The 18,691-nt window shown below is 41.0% G+C and carries 10 protein-coding genes; 1 reads left to right on the top strand and 9 read right to left on the bottom strand.

Translation table 11 applies throughout. The annotated features are described in order from the left end of the window. Positions 1-2: 2 nt before the first annotated feature. The 7 genes from M8998_RS04150 to M8998_RS04180 all read right to left on the bottom strand — a co-directional run bounded on the left by M8998_RS04150 (position 3) and on the right by M8998_RS04180 (position 11,375). On the bottom strand, positions 3-2,126 hold the full coding sequence (locus M8998_RS04150; protein WP_249990865.1) for a cation:proton antiporter: 2,124 nt from the start codon (positions 2,124-2,126) through the stop codon (positions 3-5). 3 nt (positions 2,127-2,129) lie between these two features. Continuing rightward, on the bottom strand, positions 2,130-2,714 hold the full coding sequence (locus M8998_RS04155; RefSeq protein WP_249990866.1) for a hypothetical protein: 585 nt from the start codon (positions 2,712-2,714) through the stop codon (positions 2,130-2,132). Positions 2,715-2,960: 246 nt separating this feature from the next. After that, positions 2,961-4,832, bottom strand: a complete 1,872-nt coding sequence (locus M8998_RS04160; protein ID WP_249990867.1) for a RagB/SusD family nutrient uptake outer membrane protein — start codon at positions 4,830-4,832, stop codon at positions 2,961-2,963. 18 nt (positions 4,833-4,850) lie between these two features. Then, on the bottom strand, positions 4,851-8,162 hold the full coding sequence (locus tag M8998_RS04165) for a TonB-dependent receptor (RefSeq protein WP_249990868.1): 3,312 nt from the start codon (positions 8,160-8,162) through the stop codon (positions 4,851-4,853). A gap of 124 nt (positions 8,163-8,286) precedes the next feature. Continuing rightward, on the bottom strand, positions 8,287-9,426 hold the full coding sequence (locus M8998_RS04170; protein ID WP_249990869.1) for a FecR family protein: 1,140 nt from the start codon (positions 9,424-9,426) through the stop codon (positions 8,287-8,289). Between the two features lie 50 nt (positions 9,427-9,476). Next, positions 9,477-10,055, bottom strand: coding sequence for an RNA polymerase sigma factor (locus M8998_RS04175; protein ID WP_249990870.1), 579 nt, complete (start codon positions 10,053-10,055; stop codon positions 9,477-9,479). Between the two features lie 261 nt (positions 10,056-10,316). Then, on the bottom strand, positions 10,317-11,375 hold the full coding sequence (locus tag M8998_RS04180; RefSeq protein WP_249990871.1) for a linear amide C-N hydrolase: 1,059 nt from the start codon (positions 11,373-11,375) through the stop codon (positions 10,317-10,319). A gap of 1,000 nt (positions 11,376-12,375) precedes the next feature. On the opposite strand from M8998_RS04180, the gene M8998_RS04185 reads away from it, so the two are divergent. Then, positions 12,376-14,070 carry a fibrobacter succinogenes major paralogous domain-containing protein gene (locus tag M8998_RS04185; protein WP_249990872.1) on the top strand — a complete coding sequence of 565 codons (1,695 nt, stop codon included), beginning with the start codon at positions 12,376-12,378 and terminating at the stop codon, positions 14,068-14,070. A 245-nt stretch (positions 14,071-14,315) separates the two neighbouring features. Here the strand turns inward: M8998_RS04185 and M8998_RS04190 are convergent, their stop codons facing one another. Further along, positions 14,316-16,283 carry a fimbrillin family protein gene (locus M8998_RS04190; protein WP_249990873.1) on the bottom strand — a complete coding sequence of 656 codons (1,968 nt, stop codon included), beginning with the start codon at positions 16,281-16,283 and terminating at the stop codon, positions 14,316-14,318. A gap of 734 nt (positions 16,284-17,017) precedes the next feature. Beyond that, positions 17,018-18,460 (bottom strand): MAC/perforin domain-containing protein, encoded by a 1,443-nt coding sequence (locus M8998_RS04195; protein ID WP_249990874.1) that lies wholly within the window; start codon positions 18,458-18,460, stop codon positions 17,018-17,020. Positions 18,461-18,691: the final 231 nt, after the last annotated feature.

The following is an 18,691-nucleotide window of genomic DNA, read 5'->3' on the forward strand; positions in this document are numbered from 1 at the left end:
TTTTATTTAAAAACCTTCGAGATAAGCTTACCAATCGTAGCAAAATCATTGATATTGTTTACCGACCTTGATTCCTGCGTGATGTTTCGTTCTTTGGAGAAAGGATAGATTAAGATGTAATTATTATCAACCGATTGTTTATTCAAATAATCAGGTACCGCGTGCATCTGTGATGAGTAGTTAAATAGATTTCGATCGGCCATCACGATGATGAGTCCTTGATCTCGACCTAGGTCTTCCGCCTGCTGTTGTGCCTCTTCCCATGTCTCGATTTCATTCATTTGGGCTTCTATATTGGATTTCTTCAGAATTCTTTGCAACACTAATATCATCGAAGCAGTGGCATGAAATTGCATGGTTGCACCAGAGTTTTTAGCAATATTCCAAATCCGCAACAACGCATAAAAGAAACCGGGCTCCCGATCTGCACGAGGCGGTATTAGCACTACATAATTCTTGATAGTAGAAAGTGGCTGTATGGCATGATATAGCATCAGGTTGACATGCTCATTTTTCAAATAACCATTATAAAGATTGTAGACAAACGACGGCGTAAATCCGCGCTCTTTTTGCAACCCGATGATGAGATCCGTGACATCATTTTCTTTAATCACATTGTTGATGCCAGAAACCACCGAACTATCGTATCGCTTGATTGGCGTAATCAGCGTATCGGCTGATGCGCCTAATTTCACCGCATTATCCAATATCTTTTCGGCATTTTTCAAGGAGGATTCTTTGGTTTCCTCATTGATTACATTCATAACATACACGCCTTGTTTGGTGCCTTTGTTTTTAATCAGCAAACCCAGATTAATCATCTTCTGAGTCATTTCCTCGTTATTGATCGGCATCAAGATCTTCTCTTCCTGACCATCACTATCCGAGACAGTTTTCTCATTTTCTGCTTCTGCAATACGTTGCGCACTCGACATCGAAATGAACGAGGAGATGGTGCAGGAAACGAGAATTAATAAAATACTGCCATTCAAAACATGTTCATTGAGTAAGCGAATGGGTTCACCATCGGGTGATTCGCCCAGGATCACATTATAACCAACTAACACGGCGGCTAAAGTAGCGGCCGCAGAAGCCGAGCTCATCCCAAAAATGAGCATACCCTCGTCTTTGGTAAAGCGGAAAGTAGATTGGGTAAGCCTAGCTGCGGCATATTTACCTCCAATAGAAGCTACTAACATCACAGAAGCGACACCCAATGTTTCCCAGCTACTGATAAAAGCACGGAAGTCGATCAGCATACCCACACTTATTAAGAAAAATGGTATAAATAATGCATTACCTACGAATTCTACCCGATTCATTAAGGGTGAGGTATGCGGAATCAATCGGTTTAAGGCTAGCCCAGCAAAGAAGGCACCTATAATGGCTTCTATACCTGCCAACTCAGCCAATAGCGCCCCTAGGTATATGATGACGATCACGAAAATATATTGAGAAATTTTATCGTGTATCGTTTTGAAGAACCAACGTGCTATAATCGGGAAGACAAACAACACAATGACCGAAAACAGGATCATAGAAACGGATAGCTGCACCCAAAAAGCAGTACCTACTTCGCCTTGCGTCATCCCGACGACCACGGCCAGCACTAATAAAGATAATACATCGGTAATCATCGTACCACCCACGGTGACATTAACCGATATTTTTTTTGTGACGCCCAAACTACTAACCAATGGATAGACAATCAAGGTGTGAGAAGAGAAAAGACTGGCAAATAATACGGTGGTGAGTACAGAAAAGCCGAGCACATAATACCCTCCTATCAACCCCAATACAAAAGGGACAATAAACGTATACATAGAGAAAGTGATACTCTTCCACTTATTCTTTTTAAAGTCGCCCATGTCGATCTCCAAGCCGGCAAGAAACATGATATAGAGCAGACCGGTGGTGCCAATCACTACCACACTGCTGTCGCGCAGCAACACATTAAACCCATTTGGACCAACGATAGCACCTGCAATGATAAGTCCAAGCAGGTGCGGAACTTTGATTTTGTTTAATAGTATCGGAATGAAAAGGATGATCACCAGCTCAATTAAAAACTTGATGATAGGATCTTCCACCGGCAAGGTGAATCCGTGTATAGCTAAGTTTACCATGTTTTATTTCGATCTCGGCGTTAAGAGTACAGAGAATACTAATTTGCAGTTATCTGGACCGGTATTACGTTTTTGTCCACGAATCTGCCTTGTAGCTATCTCACTAAAGGACAACACCGTAGCAGTCTTGCTACTTTGGGAAAATTGTTCGTCTTTGAGTATTAATTCGTTCCTGTTGCCAGAAGATGCTGCCCAATAGGACTTCGTATCGCTGGCTTTACCAGCCACCTGCAATTGCAAACCGGTGGTGTCTGACAAGAATGTCCACTGTTCGGTACGCTGATCACCGATTACGTAACCACGGCAGCTCGTAGAAATACACACTAACCTACTCTCCCATTCACCTAGGAGGCTATCTGTCCACCGCATGTCGTCACTATTGTGCTTCACTTCTGCAAGCTTATTTTTAGTTAAACTATCTTGCATAGCGAGCAACTGTTCGTAATGTTCGGAAATTGCAGACACCTGCCTTTCGCGTTCAGCTATTGCTGCCTCCCGCTTATCTAATTCTTCGGATCGTGAATTGTCACCACATGCAGTCGTGCTTGAAACAAGAATCAAGAGAGCATAAAAGTATGTTTTTAGCATCGTAGATTATATTTTGGTGCATTAATCTCACGCACCTGCCTCCTTATTAACTTTAGATATGTATAAATGTTTTCGATTGGAATAGTTGTACTATACCCGATCCTAGCTTAGTGTAAAAATAGTTTAAATAATATGGTATCGGGGGTTTTATGCTCATTTCATAGATTTCGTCACGAAGAAAAAAAGCCGAGGCGAAATTCTGATGATGAATTTCTCCTCGGCTAAGCTTATATGATCAGGAAAAGATTAGTCCCAAAAAGGATTCTGTACCAGATTAGGGTTTTTATCTACTTCAGACTGAGGCACTGGGAACCAATAATTTTTAGCGGTAAACACACGACGCTGATAAACCGATCTTTTGAAAAATGCCCTAGGATTGCTTGGACTATCATCTTGCTCTGTTCCGGAGAAATTCATGCCGAAGAAATTACCATTTAATACAGATTCCCCAATTTTCCAACGTCGGATATCCCGATAACGAATCCCTTCGTTATTCAATTCTACGCGTCTTTCTCTGCGGATGGCTTCCCGCATGAGTTCTTGCGACGCCGGAATAGGTAATGCGTTATTACCAGCACCGTACTGTGGTATCCCCGCGCGTACACGTATCATATTAATGTATCTCACAATATCCGGATTACCCGGGTCCACCTCATTTAGCGCTTCCGCATAATTCAAATATGCCTCGCCTAAACGATACAGAATACCCGGTCGGTAGGGATTCGTTCCGTTGCGTGGATCATGGTTTGGATGCACTTTTTTGCGCAACAAATACCCATTTTGTGGCGCATCGTGTGTAGGCCCACCATCCCAGTTGCCGCTATAAAATTGTGTGGTACGATTTTCCCGACGAAACCAGGCGCCATTATACAATACAGAAATATAAAACCGGGGTTCGCGGCCTGTGTACATATTAAATGTGCCGGCCAATGTCACTTTTCCATCGCCTCTCGATTCGGCCCATTGTGTATTCCGTATTTCGTCGGTTTCAGAAAAGCCTCGCTCCGTGTAGCCCGAAAGTGGGTCATTGATGGGCCGACCATTTTCCATATAGAAGGCATCTACCAACGACTGTGTAATACCCATGCCGCCATTACCGCCCGTTCCTCGTGGTTGCGCATGCCTGTCGTATTCCCAGACATTTGACTCCGGGCGAGCGAATAATATTTCAGTATTTCCATCCTGAGGGCGCCTAAACATCATATTCTGGTAAGAAAGAAATGGATCTACGCTACCATCTGGATTGTATTCTAGGTATAATTTGTGTCCTGCTGCTGCGGATCTTTCAATTAAGAGTTTGCTCGCTTCCATGGCTTTGCTCCATTTACCAGCGTCAGCTATGCTGTTGTAAATCTCCACGCCTTCTTTGTTGGTAAATCCACTGTAATCGGAGTTACCATTTACCAAAGGACTCGCCGCGAAAAGCAGAAACCTCGCCCTAACTGCCAAACACATGATAGCAGTTGCACGTCCATATTTTTGGGCATTGCTATAATTATTTGGTAGTAGCTGTGCAACATCTAGCAATTCCTGATCTACCCATGCAGCCACCTCATCGAAAGGGCTTTGTCCTATCATCAATTCTTCCTGGCCGGCTGCCGGATCGGTGAGTCCTAACTGGAACGGAATTGCCCCATAGGTTTCCAATAGAAGCGAGTAATAGTAGGCGATCATAAATCGTGCTTCTGCTTTCATAAGCGCGACCTCTTCCTCGGTCACGAGTTGCGCTGGGTTGGCTTTCACATTTTCTAAAAATATATAGGCCGAACGGATTCTTTTGGGAAGTTCTACCCAATAATTAGGCCCCCAAGAACTACTGGGGTTCCAGTTTCCCGTTTGCTTGCCAATAACCGTCCAGCCAAATTGCTCCCATCCGGTAGACGGCGCCATATCATCCGAAAGGGGATCGAGTTCGATATCTCTGGCATATCCCCAATAGGGATCCGGGATATTGCTGTAAATACCGGCAAGCCAATCTTCGGTACGGGTCTTGTCGTTGAATACCATTTCTAAGGTGAGCTGATCGTCTGGCATCCTATCCAAGAACTTGGAACAGGATGACAACACCAGAGCCAATAATGCACACAGTACTTTTAGAGTATAATTTATCGCTTTCATAATGAGCTGTTTGTAGGCTTATTTAAAATTCATTTCAAGTCCGAAGGACACCGATTTCATGATCGGGTAACGCAGGCCATTGTTTACTCCCAGTTCTGGATCCCATAATTTGAAGTCTGAAAATGTGAGTAAATTGTTTCCTCGTGCAAACACTCGAAAATTGCGGATATGTACCGGATCCAGCCATTTAGCTGGCAAGCTATAGCCCAATTCAACATTACGAAGACGGATAAAACTCATATCACGCAGCCACCAGGTAGATGCCATATTATTGTTGGCGCTCTGGTAATCGGATAGACGTGGATAAAATACATCTTGACTCGGGTTTTCTACGGTCCAGCGATCGTCGACGTTGGTGTACATATTGCCCATAGCTCCGTTGGCACTTCCTGGAATAAAGTTGGCACCTCCGATAATGCGGTAGCTATTGCCTATTCCTTGTAGGAAAAATCCGAAGTCCAATGATTTGTACCGTAAATTGGCACCAAAGCCAAATACGATCTGTGGATCTTCGGTGCCGCCGATATCTGTCATATCCAGTGCGTCTATAACTCCGTCGTTATTCAAATCACGGTACTTGATATCGCCAGGACGTACTAAACCAAACGTATGTCTTGGAATGCCATCCCTTAATACATTATTTCCTACATCTGCAAAGTCTGCTTCGGTAAATAAACCTTCATCAATCAACCCAAAAAGCTGACCTACGGGTTTACCGGTAGATGAGCGAGATGTACCGATGACCACACTTGGCTCATCTTGCTCAATGATGCGATTTTTAACATAGGTAAAGGTCCCGCGTAGCGATAAGAATAAATCTTCTCTGAGCGCTCTATTGACATCCAAAGACAGGTCTATACCCCGATTTTTAACGCGACCATAATTAGCCCACGGCAGGGCTGTAAATCCGCTCGATCCAGGAATAGAGCGCCTTTGCATAAAGATATTGCGCCGATCTTCATTGAATAAGTCGACCTGTAAGTCTAGGGCATTCCACAATCCGAGTTCAAATCCAAGGTTTGCTTTAGCAACCGTTTCCCAAGTGAGATTTAAATTACCTTGGTCTCCCTCCATCCGGCCGGCTCTCCGAAAATCATTGTCTAATCCCCAGGAATACCCACTACCCTCATTGATCGTCGTAATGTAGGCAAAGCGTCGCCCATCTAATCGATCGTTACCCACTAGGCCATAAGATCCACGTAGTTTCAACTTGGTAAATGTATCTTTTGCCGTTTGCATAAATGCTTCCTCGGATATCAGCCAGCCTAAAGCAAATGAGGGAAAGAATCCAAATCGCTTTCCAGGTGCAAAATTTTCAGAACCGTTGTAGCCAAAGTTGAACTCGGCAATATATCGGTTATCGTAATTATAGGAAAACCGACTGGCGACGCCTTGATTGCGATAGGGCAGCAGATCTCCATTATCATAATTACGCTGATTGTACAAGAAGAGCCCGTCGACATGATGCTTTCCAAACAGGCGACTATAGGTAATTGCTCCCTCCAGGTAGACACTTTTATCTCCCCACTCGGAGCCCGTGTTATAACCCAAAAATTCTTGGCCGTAACTATCAATAACAAGGCGTAAATTGCCATTTTCGTCGCGACCTACAGCGGGATTATAGTAATCGGGATTTTTGCTACGTATGACTGAATTGTTTGCATAACGATCAAAGGAGAATAATCCCCGAGCCTTCAGTCCTTCCAGAAAAAACTTTAAATCTTGTTCTACTGAAAAAAGAGACTCAATTTTGCTGGCGCTAAAGCGCTCGTAACCTCGCTGGGTGGCAAGTGCCCAAGGGTTTGTTCTGGACGGTGTCCGCGGGATCTCACCCGAGGAATAAATCGTTGGATGCACATAAGGAGGGATGACAAAAGCTTCAGAAAACAGCTCATCCACACTTTGCGGTGCCCGACTTCTATCTTGCAGGTAGCCGCCAATATTAAGCCTGAATAATGTGGTAGGGCTCACGTTCACGTCTACGTTGGAGCGTACGTTGTACCGATTTAACTTAGAAGAGGAATCCCATGACTGTGCTCTATCCCGTTCGATAAGTCCGCCTTCACTAAAATAAGACGTGACCAAGGAATAGCGCAACAGTTCTGATCCACCGTTGACACTCAAATTGGCCCTAGAATTATGGGCACTATTCATCAAAATGGCGTCTAACCAATTTATATCTGGGTACAGATCGGGGTCGACTCCATTACGAATATTGTCTAAGCGTTCCTGACTATAAAGCCCCTCCTCGCCGCGCTCTCTACGAATGCTATTCATCACCTCTAGGTAATCGGCAGCACCAATAAACTCTGGAAGCTGCGTAGGAGCAGTTAGCCCTTGCTCGAAACGTGCGGTAACGGTTGGTTTTCCTATTTTTCCTCTTTTGGTATTGATTAAGATAACACCATTCGCTCCGCGAACACCATATACGGCGCTTGCCGCGGCATCCTTTAATACGGAAAATGATTCTATCTCTTCGGGATCCATATTATCTAACGAACGTTCTACCCCGTCTACCAAAATAAGTGGGTTGCGATTACCACCAAATGTGCTTACCCCCCTGATCCAAAAGTTGGAGTTGTCGTAACCTGGTTCTCCTGAGCGCTGTACGGCAATCACACCTGCTAACTGTCCCGCTAAATTGTTACTCATCGAGCGAGAGGTACCTATCTGCAAATTACGCGGTTGCGTAGTGCTGATGGCACCCACTACCGAAGCTCTACGCTGCGTACCAAAACCCACGACCACGACTTGATCTAAGGTACTTGTGCTATCTTCTAGGGATATTCGGTAATTTGTTCGCGTATCTAATCCAACCGTTTGGGTTACGTAACCCAATACAGAAACACTTAAATCGGTATCCACAGAAGATACTCTTAGCGAAAAGCGACCAGTTTCATCAGTGGTGGCTTGCCGGCGACTGATGTTTGAGATAATGGTTGCATTTGCCAAAGGCAGCTGATTTTGGTCTATAATCTCCCCACTAATGGTACGCTGCGTTTGTACATTGGCATTTCTAGCAGATCGTTGGATGATGATCGTCCGATCTTTTAGTGTGTAGCTAATACCAGAATTATCGAATATAGTGCGCAATACTTCGCCAACAGGAGTATTTACAAATCGATGTGAAATTTTTTTCCTGTCGTCAAAGTCGCTGGAGGAATAAATGAATTCTAATCCGGTTTTGGAGTTCAAGTCCTGAAATGCCTGTTTAAACGTGATATTGTTAAACGATATGGTAATATTTTCCTGTAGGACTGTTACAGGAATCGTATGACTGCCCCAAGAATATAATGGAAGCACACAAAAGCATACGAAAATTCGCATCATAGACATTAATAGTCTATGTTTTTCAATAAACAATTGATACATTTGAAATAAATTGATTAGTCAAATAGTTAATTTTCTAGTACCTAAGGGTATAAGGTTAGGAATGTTGCACCATTCCTAACCCTTATTTTAAGCCAACATAGATCACTCCTTTCTTTTCATAATAGGTTATTGTATTGGTCATCTTAATGATCTCCAAAATATCTTCGATACGCTTATAACGACTCACAATACCGGTTATTGGAAGATTACGCGCTGATTGGTGTACTGAAATCTCACGCCCGTACCAATCTGCTAATTCGGTCATCACATCATTCAATTGTTGATCATCGAAATAGAATTGTTGCTTTCGCCAAGCCATCAATTTTTGCTGATTTCTATTAGATGATGACACATATATGCGGGGATTATTCTCTGCCACAAAACCAATCTGACCGGGACGCAGAAGTACTTGATCTTGACTTGCATGATGGCTGAGCCGTACGCTCCCTTCATGCAGATTTACGGAATGTTCTGTATTTGAATTGGCATCTACGGTAAACACTGTTCCTAGAACAGCCACTTGCTGAATAGTTGTCTCGACGTAAAATGGAATGTTCCTACCCTGCCGTTTCATCTTAGCAACGTCAAAAGATACTTTTCCTTTCATGTGTAATTTTCTATCAGATGATTCGTCATTCCACTGATAAGCAATTCGGGCGCCGGATGCTAAGCGAGCGAGCGTTCCGTCAGACAACATCACGGCAAATGCTGCTTTGGTCGGATTGGTAATGATTAGGCTATCGGCTGCGTTTAACGACTGTACCGCCGACAAATCCAATACTTGCTCGTCTTTCAGCTCGCGGTAGCGCGCCTCTTTTGGTAAGCTATCCAGCAAATTATCAAAATGTAGTTTACCGACAGATAGCGTAGGACTAATGTGTACTGAATTAAATACGTTGGACGAAGAATCGTTATGCCTTGCGTTCCAGTTCGTCGAATCAGAAAATGTCAGAAGAATTAGCAGAATAGCGGCGGCGGGTATGAATATCTTTAGGAAAGGATAGCGTGCTGATTGCTTACCGATGAGGTATTGATCAATCTCTTGCTTCATTTGGATTTTGACTTCATGAAGCTCAGGTTTGGCCATAGGTTGTTCTTCAGACTCCACTCGGGCGAAGAATTTTTCTACCAGGCTTTGTTCCGCGGGAGTGGCTTTACCACGCTTATAACGGGAAAAGACAGATAACAGAAATATCTTGACTAAATCTCTATTTTTGGGCATCAGAAGTCGGTTTACTTATGGCTATTAACTATAAGTCGTAGCAATAGCCCCTAACTCCCAAATAAAAAAAGAAAAAAAATATAAATTATTTTTTCCAGCAGTAATTTAAGCGCTGTTTTGGAGGTAAGCATTTGGTTTTGGATTGTTTTTATGGAAAGATCTAAGGCGATACTAATCTCTTTTGTCGTTCTTCCTTCCTCAAACTGAAGCCTAAATATTTCTCGACGCTTCTTTGGCAGTTTCGCCATCCAGGCGTCAATGACTGCAGCATATTCTTTTTGTAGGAGCTTGCTATCAGATGCTTCACAGTCCGTCAACTCGTCAACAAAACCCTCTACTGATTCAAAACGAGCATTGACTTTACGAAATCGATCGATAGCTTTAAAACGTACCGCTTGCTTCAGATAAGTTTGTACATGATTAATTTGCTTGGTCGACCGTTTGCACCATAAATCAATGTAAATTTCTTGCACTAGGTCTTTAGCTACATCTTCATTTTTAAGCATGGAGTATGCAGAAACAAAGAGGGATTCCCACGTTCTATTGTAAATCTGGTCAAATGCGGTCTTATCATTTTGCTGTGTCAGCAAAAACAGATTTTCAAGACTATCATGTTCATAATTTGGCATTGGTAGATAACTGGTTAGAACTACTGCGTTGGGCAATTTATAAAATAATCCATCGAATCGCAAAAGTAGTAAGATTAAGCTGTATGGATTGGCAGATTTTTATACTTAAATCGTTTTAAAAACAACTTTATCAATCTTATAATGCAGAACAGATAAAAGTATTAAACAAAAGAAGCATTCTTGCTAATACAGAAGTATTAGCAAGAATGCCTCGCAAACAGTATCTCAGCAAAATACCCGAATTGATTTGAAGTAAATGCTTTAATTCGTTTGATTTAACCCCATAAATCTAAAGGGCTCCTTCTGAACAAGTTGACTATTGCTCCGCCCTGCCAGATTAAAGTTTCCTTCCACTTGTAATTTAAGCACTTTGCCACGCTCACTAAGATCTAATTCTTTCAAATCGAGCCAGAATGCACTCGGCGCATTGACAGTTTCAAAGTAATACGTCAAATTCTTTTGATCAGAAACAGATCTCCATCGCGTGGAGGAGATGTTTGGTTCCGAAGGAGAAGATATCCCAAAAGGCACAGAGCAATTGCGAATGACGCTGAATACGCTTGCTAAAGAGTTTCGGGTATTATCTGTTTGTGGAATAGCATCAATATAATAAGATGCTCTCACAAAACGATCAGCTGCGCGGTTGGTGCCCGGCAGCATCACTGTACCTGGTATCCCCTGCCAATAGGTATTTAATGCAAGCTGCTGATCAAAAGCGGGCGAATTGGTCATAACCGTGTAACTCGGGTCGTGATGAATCGTTAACTTCCCGTCGATATATTCAAATATGGCGTTATCCCCTGTCTTATCGGATATAGATAAATGGAGCGTGGTAAACTTATCTGTACCAGGAATGACATCGCTTACCACCACAAATTTTTCTTGACGAAGTGTCATAACGGCTTCGTTTACAGTGGCAAAATTATCAAGTACATATTGCGCCCAGGCCGAAATGCTGAGTCCTTGGGTAGCTCCCTTGGGGTCAAAGGCTGGGTAAGTGGATTCCGCTAACCATAGTACATTGGCGACCAAACCTTCTTCATTCATTCCATCTGTGGTGGCGATATCCCAGGCACTGGCTGATACGCTTCCATATTTGGAAGTCCAGGTAACGGATTGCTCCCCTACCTCCCCATTTCTTTGCATTCCTCTTGGAAAAACCCATAAATTAACCGGAATTTCATCTCGCCAATCCATACTTCTGGCGGTAATAACTGTGCCATTAGGACCTTTATATACCACCCGTGTACACGGAATTGCCTGCAATAGACAAGCCGACGCGGCGAGCGTCGTTAATAGGAAAGATTTTAGTGATTTCATAGCGTATTGGATTAGGTTTTATGACGTCTGATTTTCGATAAGATGTTTTACGAGACTTTGTAAAGGGTGATCATGACACTATTATTCGAACCCACCTTTTAACCATCTCTGATAAATTTACAATAAATAAGCTAATAACGCTAGATTTTCAAGAAACTTAAACAACTGTTTTTCAATAATTTCACAACCTATCCCTAAATTCTGGCTCATGCTACTTCTCGGAAAAGGGTGCTACAAGGTTTTTTTCTTAACTGAAAGATGTCGGCTAATTACACGAGGTTCTGTGTAATAATCATTAGGCATAGTGACATCATCTTTCCAAGATCCGAGGATAATGAAATTTCAATCGCTATTTGAGTGTATTAATTTCAGTACTTATACTGTTAAAAAACACTCAAAAAGAGGGATTTTAAATTGTTTTGCCGTAATGGCCCTAATCATTTCTAAAGAAATAGATAAATACTTGGTGCAGTAACGCGAAATTTTATCGCAATAATATGCTATATGTTGAGAGTGGTATTGTTATAGAATTATTTTTGATACTTTTGAGTACACTAATAAGGCTTGAATGCTATTTGTCCACACTTTAGCATACTAGAGATCATCGTAACGTATTAATAATTTGCTATCATCTAATTTTTTATGAAAACCACCAACAAGAAACAAAAACCCAAAGCCCATTACACCTCACCCTCAATTGAAGTAGAGACAATTACTGTAGAATATTGTATTGGAGCTGCCTCAGCCACTGTTACCCCCGTTAACTCATCTTCGCAGGTAAGGCAGGAATGGGACACAGAAGCAGATGTAGTAGGAAATCAAGCTTGGTAACAAAATGCAAAAGCGACCCGTCTAAAATAGATTAGACATGTTGAGCTTACTACTACATAAATCTAAACTTATTTTATATTTCTAGTATCCATAATACAATTTGGGCACTGTACTTTTTATGATTATCGTATGCTGATTAGTCAGTTACCGCCAATCTAATATCATCATTATGAAAAAAATGACAGAATTATCAAGACACTTCTACCTACTTCTTTTGATCGTAGCAGGTTCAACATGTTGGCTTTCTTCTTGTAACAAGTTAGAAAATGGAGAATTAGGAGATGGTACTACAGGTACCGTTGAATTCACCCTAAATGCAGCCACTTTTGAGGCCGTAGAAGAACTTGGAAATCGAGCGGCTACACCATATTTAACGGACGTTGTGGAAGGAAGTTCGGTCCAGCAAAATACAATCGAACTTGGAAATGGCTTTTTGATGGTAGCTGAATTAACACCAGTAGATCCACAAGCAACGCAAACAGGAAATCAATCACTCAAGGATGCTAGCAGAGCAGCATTAGACACAACCAATCTTTCTGCCAACATCAGGTATAGAGTCTTAGTATATAATTCGGCTGGTGCATATGTGACGGAAAGAGACTATATCCGCGGGCAGGAAGCCAGCACACAAGCATTACAACTCGATGGTGGTAGTACGTACAGCTTTATAGTTTACTCCATAAATAGTACGGCGGCTGATCTTCCCGCTGTAACGCCCGCTGCCACGGCTAGCAGGACATTGGCCAACTCACAAATCAGTGTCGGAGGTACGCAGGACTATATGTATTTTAGACAAAACTTGACCGTTACTGGAAATTCTATTAATCGACTAAATATTGTTTTGAAACACCGATTTAGTCAAATCACTACAACTATTAATGCTTCTCAGACGAGATATAATATCACTGCTGTTAGCTCGAACTTTCAACCGCATAATACAAATTCATTGGTAAACTTATCAGATGGTTCATTTACACGGAATGGCACCGCGACCACATCCGCTGTAACTTACCCAACATTGGGAGGTCAGGTGGTCAACGCTGTACCAACGATGATTAATGCTCCTGCAAATCAAACAACCATTTTTACCATTCCTTCGATAACCATCGGACCGCTGACACAAAACAATTTAACACCGTTTACGACTCTTCGGGTAACACCAGGAGTGAGATACAATTTAATTTTAAATATTGTACCCACTGATGAATACTTGACACATTCAGGCAGACCAGCCGCACGTATTAACGGTAGAATCTGGGCATTACATAACGTAGGCGTTGACCCTAATACCAGTGCTAATCCGGATCCGATAACATCCGTATTCCACGGTAACTTTTATCAATTTGGTCGGAATGTTATTGTCGCAGCACCAACTGCCACGGCCGTTAACGGTAACTGGAGCAATAGTACAAGTGCGGCTGCTGTGCCCCGGAACTCTTGGAATTCTGGATCAGAAGCTGCCCCTGCAAGAACCGTATCCGACCCTTGCCCAACGGGTTACAGAGTTCCGACAAGGACAGAAATTCAACAACTACTAGCCAATGTTATTGTCACTAATAGAGGCCCTTTTGAAGCTGGGTCAGGAAACTATAACTCAGGAAAGGTACTAACCAGTGTACGCAGAGCAGATGTCGTACTCGTATTGCCAGCGCAAGGATTTTACAATATAGTCGGCACAAACCCAATAACTCCTGGAGCATTGGAAAACAGAGGTGCAGTTGGACATTATTGGACGAGTTCTGCATCTGGAAACAATTTGTGGAGACTGATTTTCAATTCAACTTCAGAAACTATTTCAGAACTTCAGGATAATGTAAATTACGTGGCACAGTCGAGGTATGTGAGATGTACCGCTACACTATAAAGATGGAAAAAGCTTCTATCAAGGTCGTACGGTTTAGATTTATTTAATTCTTGCCGAGCCATCGAGTAAGCAATATCTTGCACTTCACCGTTATAACATAAGAAAGCTTCTCTTTTAGAGAGGCTTTCTTATGTTATAACCTTTTTTTTTGCGCATTAACCTTGAACAGGCAAAAGTTAATAAGGAAAAAATACTATGATGCTATTTTCGTTAACCTCCTAAATTCTTATATATTTCCAGAAATGTTAGTTAGTATTAATTCCATAGTATTCTGCTCTTTCGGCAGCCCAAACCATTAAATTGGCAAATAGAACAGAATTATAAACAGGCATGCTTCCTGCAGCCCTGCCATTTCCAGGTCCGCCGTAACTCTCTTTGCGAACCGGGAAGTTTTCGTACGGACTTCCGCCTGCAGGTACAGTAGCAAAAGGTTGGGCAAAATAATCAGTGATTGATCCGCTTGAACTGCTGTTAGCCAACATCCCACCATCGCCTACGAAAAACAAATTAAGCGTATTGTGCTTGAACATCGTGATACCGGGGTTGCTTTGATTGCTATAGTTTATGGCATTTCCTCCAGTATATATCGTAATATTACCGGTAGGAACTCCGGTAAGTGAGGTGGTTGAATTCGCATCTTCGCCTCGAAACAGATTTCTGATATCGCCAAATGGACCATTTAGAATTCTATCATTTATGTTGGGAAGCTGATAAACCGCGCCGGAGCCATTAACTCGAGTCCAATCTATTGCTGCGGTATTAAATATATTACGTAGAACATTCCTCCGCTGATTGCTTTGCGCAACATCTGGGGCACTATCAATCATCAGAATCAAGACTCCACCTGCTCTCACATAATTAGCTAACTCCGTGATTTCATCTGTGTTCAAAGGATAAAATAACGCAATGATAACTATATCCGGCCTAGGTGTCGCTCTAAGATGAACCAGCAGTCTATCGGAAGCGGCGATACTAGAGACGCGAGTTCGTACAAAGGGCTGCATTCTGAATATACTATTGGTCTGATTTCCAAAATTACGCGGCTCATATAACATACGGTAAGATGCCCTATTGAGGTCTCCAGCAGAATAACCGAAAATGATATCAGTGCTTACATGTAAAATTCTTTTACCAGAAATTACACGAAGTAGGTTAACACTACCATTTAGTGACATCCCGACCCTAGGTCGTGTAAAGTTACCAACCGTGTGCGTAAGAGGTGACCCACTGACCACTAATTGCTCCACTCGACCATTAGGATAGCGAACCGACAGGGCATTGAATCTAACCTGGACATTGCTCAGGTTGGAGGGGTCGGCAGTGTAGTACGTCGCTATCTTAACCGCGTCAGAACCTGTCGTTACATTGCTAAAAGTAAGCGGGCCTGTGGCGATGGGGGTAATACCCGATTTAGTACCAGCACGCAAATCAAATCTTGCCTGTCTTAGCGTTTCATCTGTAAAAATAGCGTTCAAATCCACGATTTGAGCATATATCGGCTCGGCATTTACCCGAACGGTAACTCTTGCCAACTCGTGTTTGAACGTGATAGGCAACGTTGTATTTCCCGGAACAGTTCTAAATTCGCCGGCAGCGTATAAAAGATCCCTCTCTATCGGAGTCTGTATGCTTGGGTTTTGAGTATTTGCTGGCTGTGGGATATCCTGGGTATCATTATAGGAGTAAGCATACCAGAGGTACTCTTCATTGAGTACAACTTCAATGTTAGTGGTAGTACCAGCGTTTGCTAAGACAGACATGGCAAACTGACCATTCCTCTTATAATAAAGTAGTAATCTGTATGTTCTACCTTGCGTCATTAAAGTTGAAGCTCTTGCTTGTGTACTTGCTAGCATCGACATCGTGGGATTCCTATCAAATTCGTTAATAGAAGATCTGTCGTCGATACCTGTTTGCTCAGATATAATAGTCGCCTGAACATCTGATAGATCCGAAAAATTAATAACGTTATTTGGAGAAATGGGTACCTGTGCTTCAAGTATTTTTGAAGCAGCGCGTGGTAATATTCCAAGACCTAAACCCTGCCCGGCCTCTATTTCTTCTGTAATGCCAATGATATCTACAGAAATAGACGTTGATTCCCCACTAATGCTGTTCAAATCTTCTTTGCAAGAAAAGATTAGACTAGAAATGATAACTGCCAAGAAGGCATAAACTATAATCCCATGTCTTTGAACAGAATTTGACATCATGTTTAAAAATATAAATTGCTCGAAGAGTTTTGATCTTCCCAACCCTCTATCTCAGGAGTATTCGAAGAGTTCGGTCCACCTAGCCTCACCACTGCCGATGAGGCAGAAAAGTTCTCTTCAAGCGCAAGAAACACAACCTGTATTTCCGGAGAGACATATTGTTTCTTTTCAGGTATCATTATTTCTTTTTGTTTGTAATAAAATTAAGATTGATCAACAAAAATCATGTAAAAATTAATACAGCGATTGACATAATTTAATATATATAACTAATACTATTATAAATATAATGTAAAGATATAACATAACTACAAAATAAAAAAATAACATTAATTTGCTATACTTGGATTCAATACATAAATAAAAACAATAATTTAAAAATAATTTTATTTTTATGAATTTATATTTACTCTAATGCGCAGATAGATATTGGTGTTTTAGCAAGATTTTGGTCTCTTCAGACCGTTATTAAGCTATTGTATCCGATTGCACGTAAGAAATTAATCCCGAATATGAATTGGATTAGCTAAGATGCATTGACAACCACCTCACCAGTATATTATACTAAATTAAGGCTATCAAGCAATTACAATATCTGCGCTTAGGGAATAGGATGCGCAAGATTATACTACTGCTTTTACACACCTTTTACTGCATACAATCAAACTGTAATTCCACAAAAAAACCCAAGCTAATTTAAAAGCTTGGGTTCGAAATCTTACTGACTTTAATTACTACTGCGGCTTGGGAAAAGCATAAAATACAATGCCTTGATTCTCCCATCCTATAAAATAATTATTCCTTTCAAATGTATGATCGTGCATAGAGGCATGAAAATGCTTATAAATAGGAACTGCCCCAGGTACAGTAGCTTTCGGAACGTAAAATATTATACCCTGATTTGAAAGGTCTGAATTTCGACGCTGCAAATTAGGGTCGGTGTAGTACACATGTGATTTATAAGACTTTATGTAATATTTATAAACGGGAACACTATTGGGTGCTTGATAGTTATACACATAGAATGGAATATGTTCCTTTTGTAGATTTGAGTCATAATCTCTTAAGTTTGGGCGAGGGTCATAAATATGATCTTGAGCCCAAGTCCAATAATATCTGTATACAGGAATCTTATTAAGTGTAATCTTTGTCGAATTCTTATTTAGATACCATTCCAAATAGATTTTCATATACTCCCTTTTTGTAGGATTTGAAATAAACTCATAAATCGGTACCATTCCATTTTTTCCATATTCAATCAATACCGCATTTTTTAAGTTTACGGTAGATTGCCAGTTGTCGATATTAATCTTTTGAGGCGTTTTGCCATCTAAAATCATCTCTCCCACCAATCCTTTGCTACCGTCTCCACCAATTGATCTATAGTTAATCTGCTGTTTAGAATTGGAATTAGCTGCAGAATGATTGTAAGCAAAATCTACTTTTACATTCCATACTTTTTGTAACCCATTTAGTGCTAGCCCCGCCGCTACTGACTGATGTTTATTTTCTGTATTGGTCTCTGTTTTATAACCCAAACAAAATTTTGCCCCCAAATGAATATGAGTTAAAACGTGGGTTCCGTAAAATTCCACAAGATCTTGAGGAGAGTACTTTTCTAAATCTTCCAGAAATTCGCGACTCAGATAGTTATTTCTCAGATCCTCGACTGCCGTTGCCAATCTCAATGTCCTCATAAAAATTCGTTTGTTAGCACTTGCTAATGAATAACTTCCATGATAAGCAGAACTTCCACCGAATGAGGCATTTATTTCAGTACGGAACATTTTTTTCACTCCAAAACCGCTATTAATGTTTATCGATAGAGAATCAGAATAGCTTTCCGCATTATCCGCTATTATATATCTAAAATCGTCATTCACACCAACATCATCTATAAATCTTTCATTATTGTTGGCGATAAACTTGGGCACATCAATAACTGCTAACTTTGCAGAGACTCTGTTAGCATATAAACCAGTCGCGTCATAACCATGACCAATTAAATTAGTGGGGCCATGATCCGAAGCTGCCATTACGCTTCTGCTGATTGTTGATTTCCTTTTTTTAATTTCTTGATCAATCTGGTCTTGATCATTTAAATTTTCAAGTTCGGATACTGAACAACCTACCATTGTAGCCAATAGTAAGAAAGTTCCAATTAATTTTAATTTCATACACATGAGATAAATAGTTTTTGCTAATATATAAAATTTAATAATAAAAGGAAAATTTAAAATGTTAATATTATTTTTTATAACTAATCATAGTAGTAATAATGAAACATCGAGATATTTGCATTACCTATAAAAACCATCAAGCATTTGCATAAGATCAATATTCCGCAAAATTAGTTGTTATACACGAAACAAATTATGCCTATATAAACCACACAAGTAACTTAAATA

Source organism: Sphingobacterium sp. lm-10, from assembly GCF_023554555.1.
Lineage (GTDB): Bacteria > Bacteroidota > Bacteroidia > Sphingobacteriales > Sphingobacteriaceae > Sphingobacterium.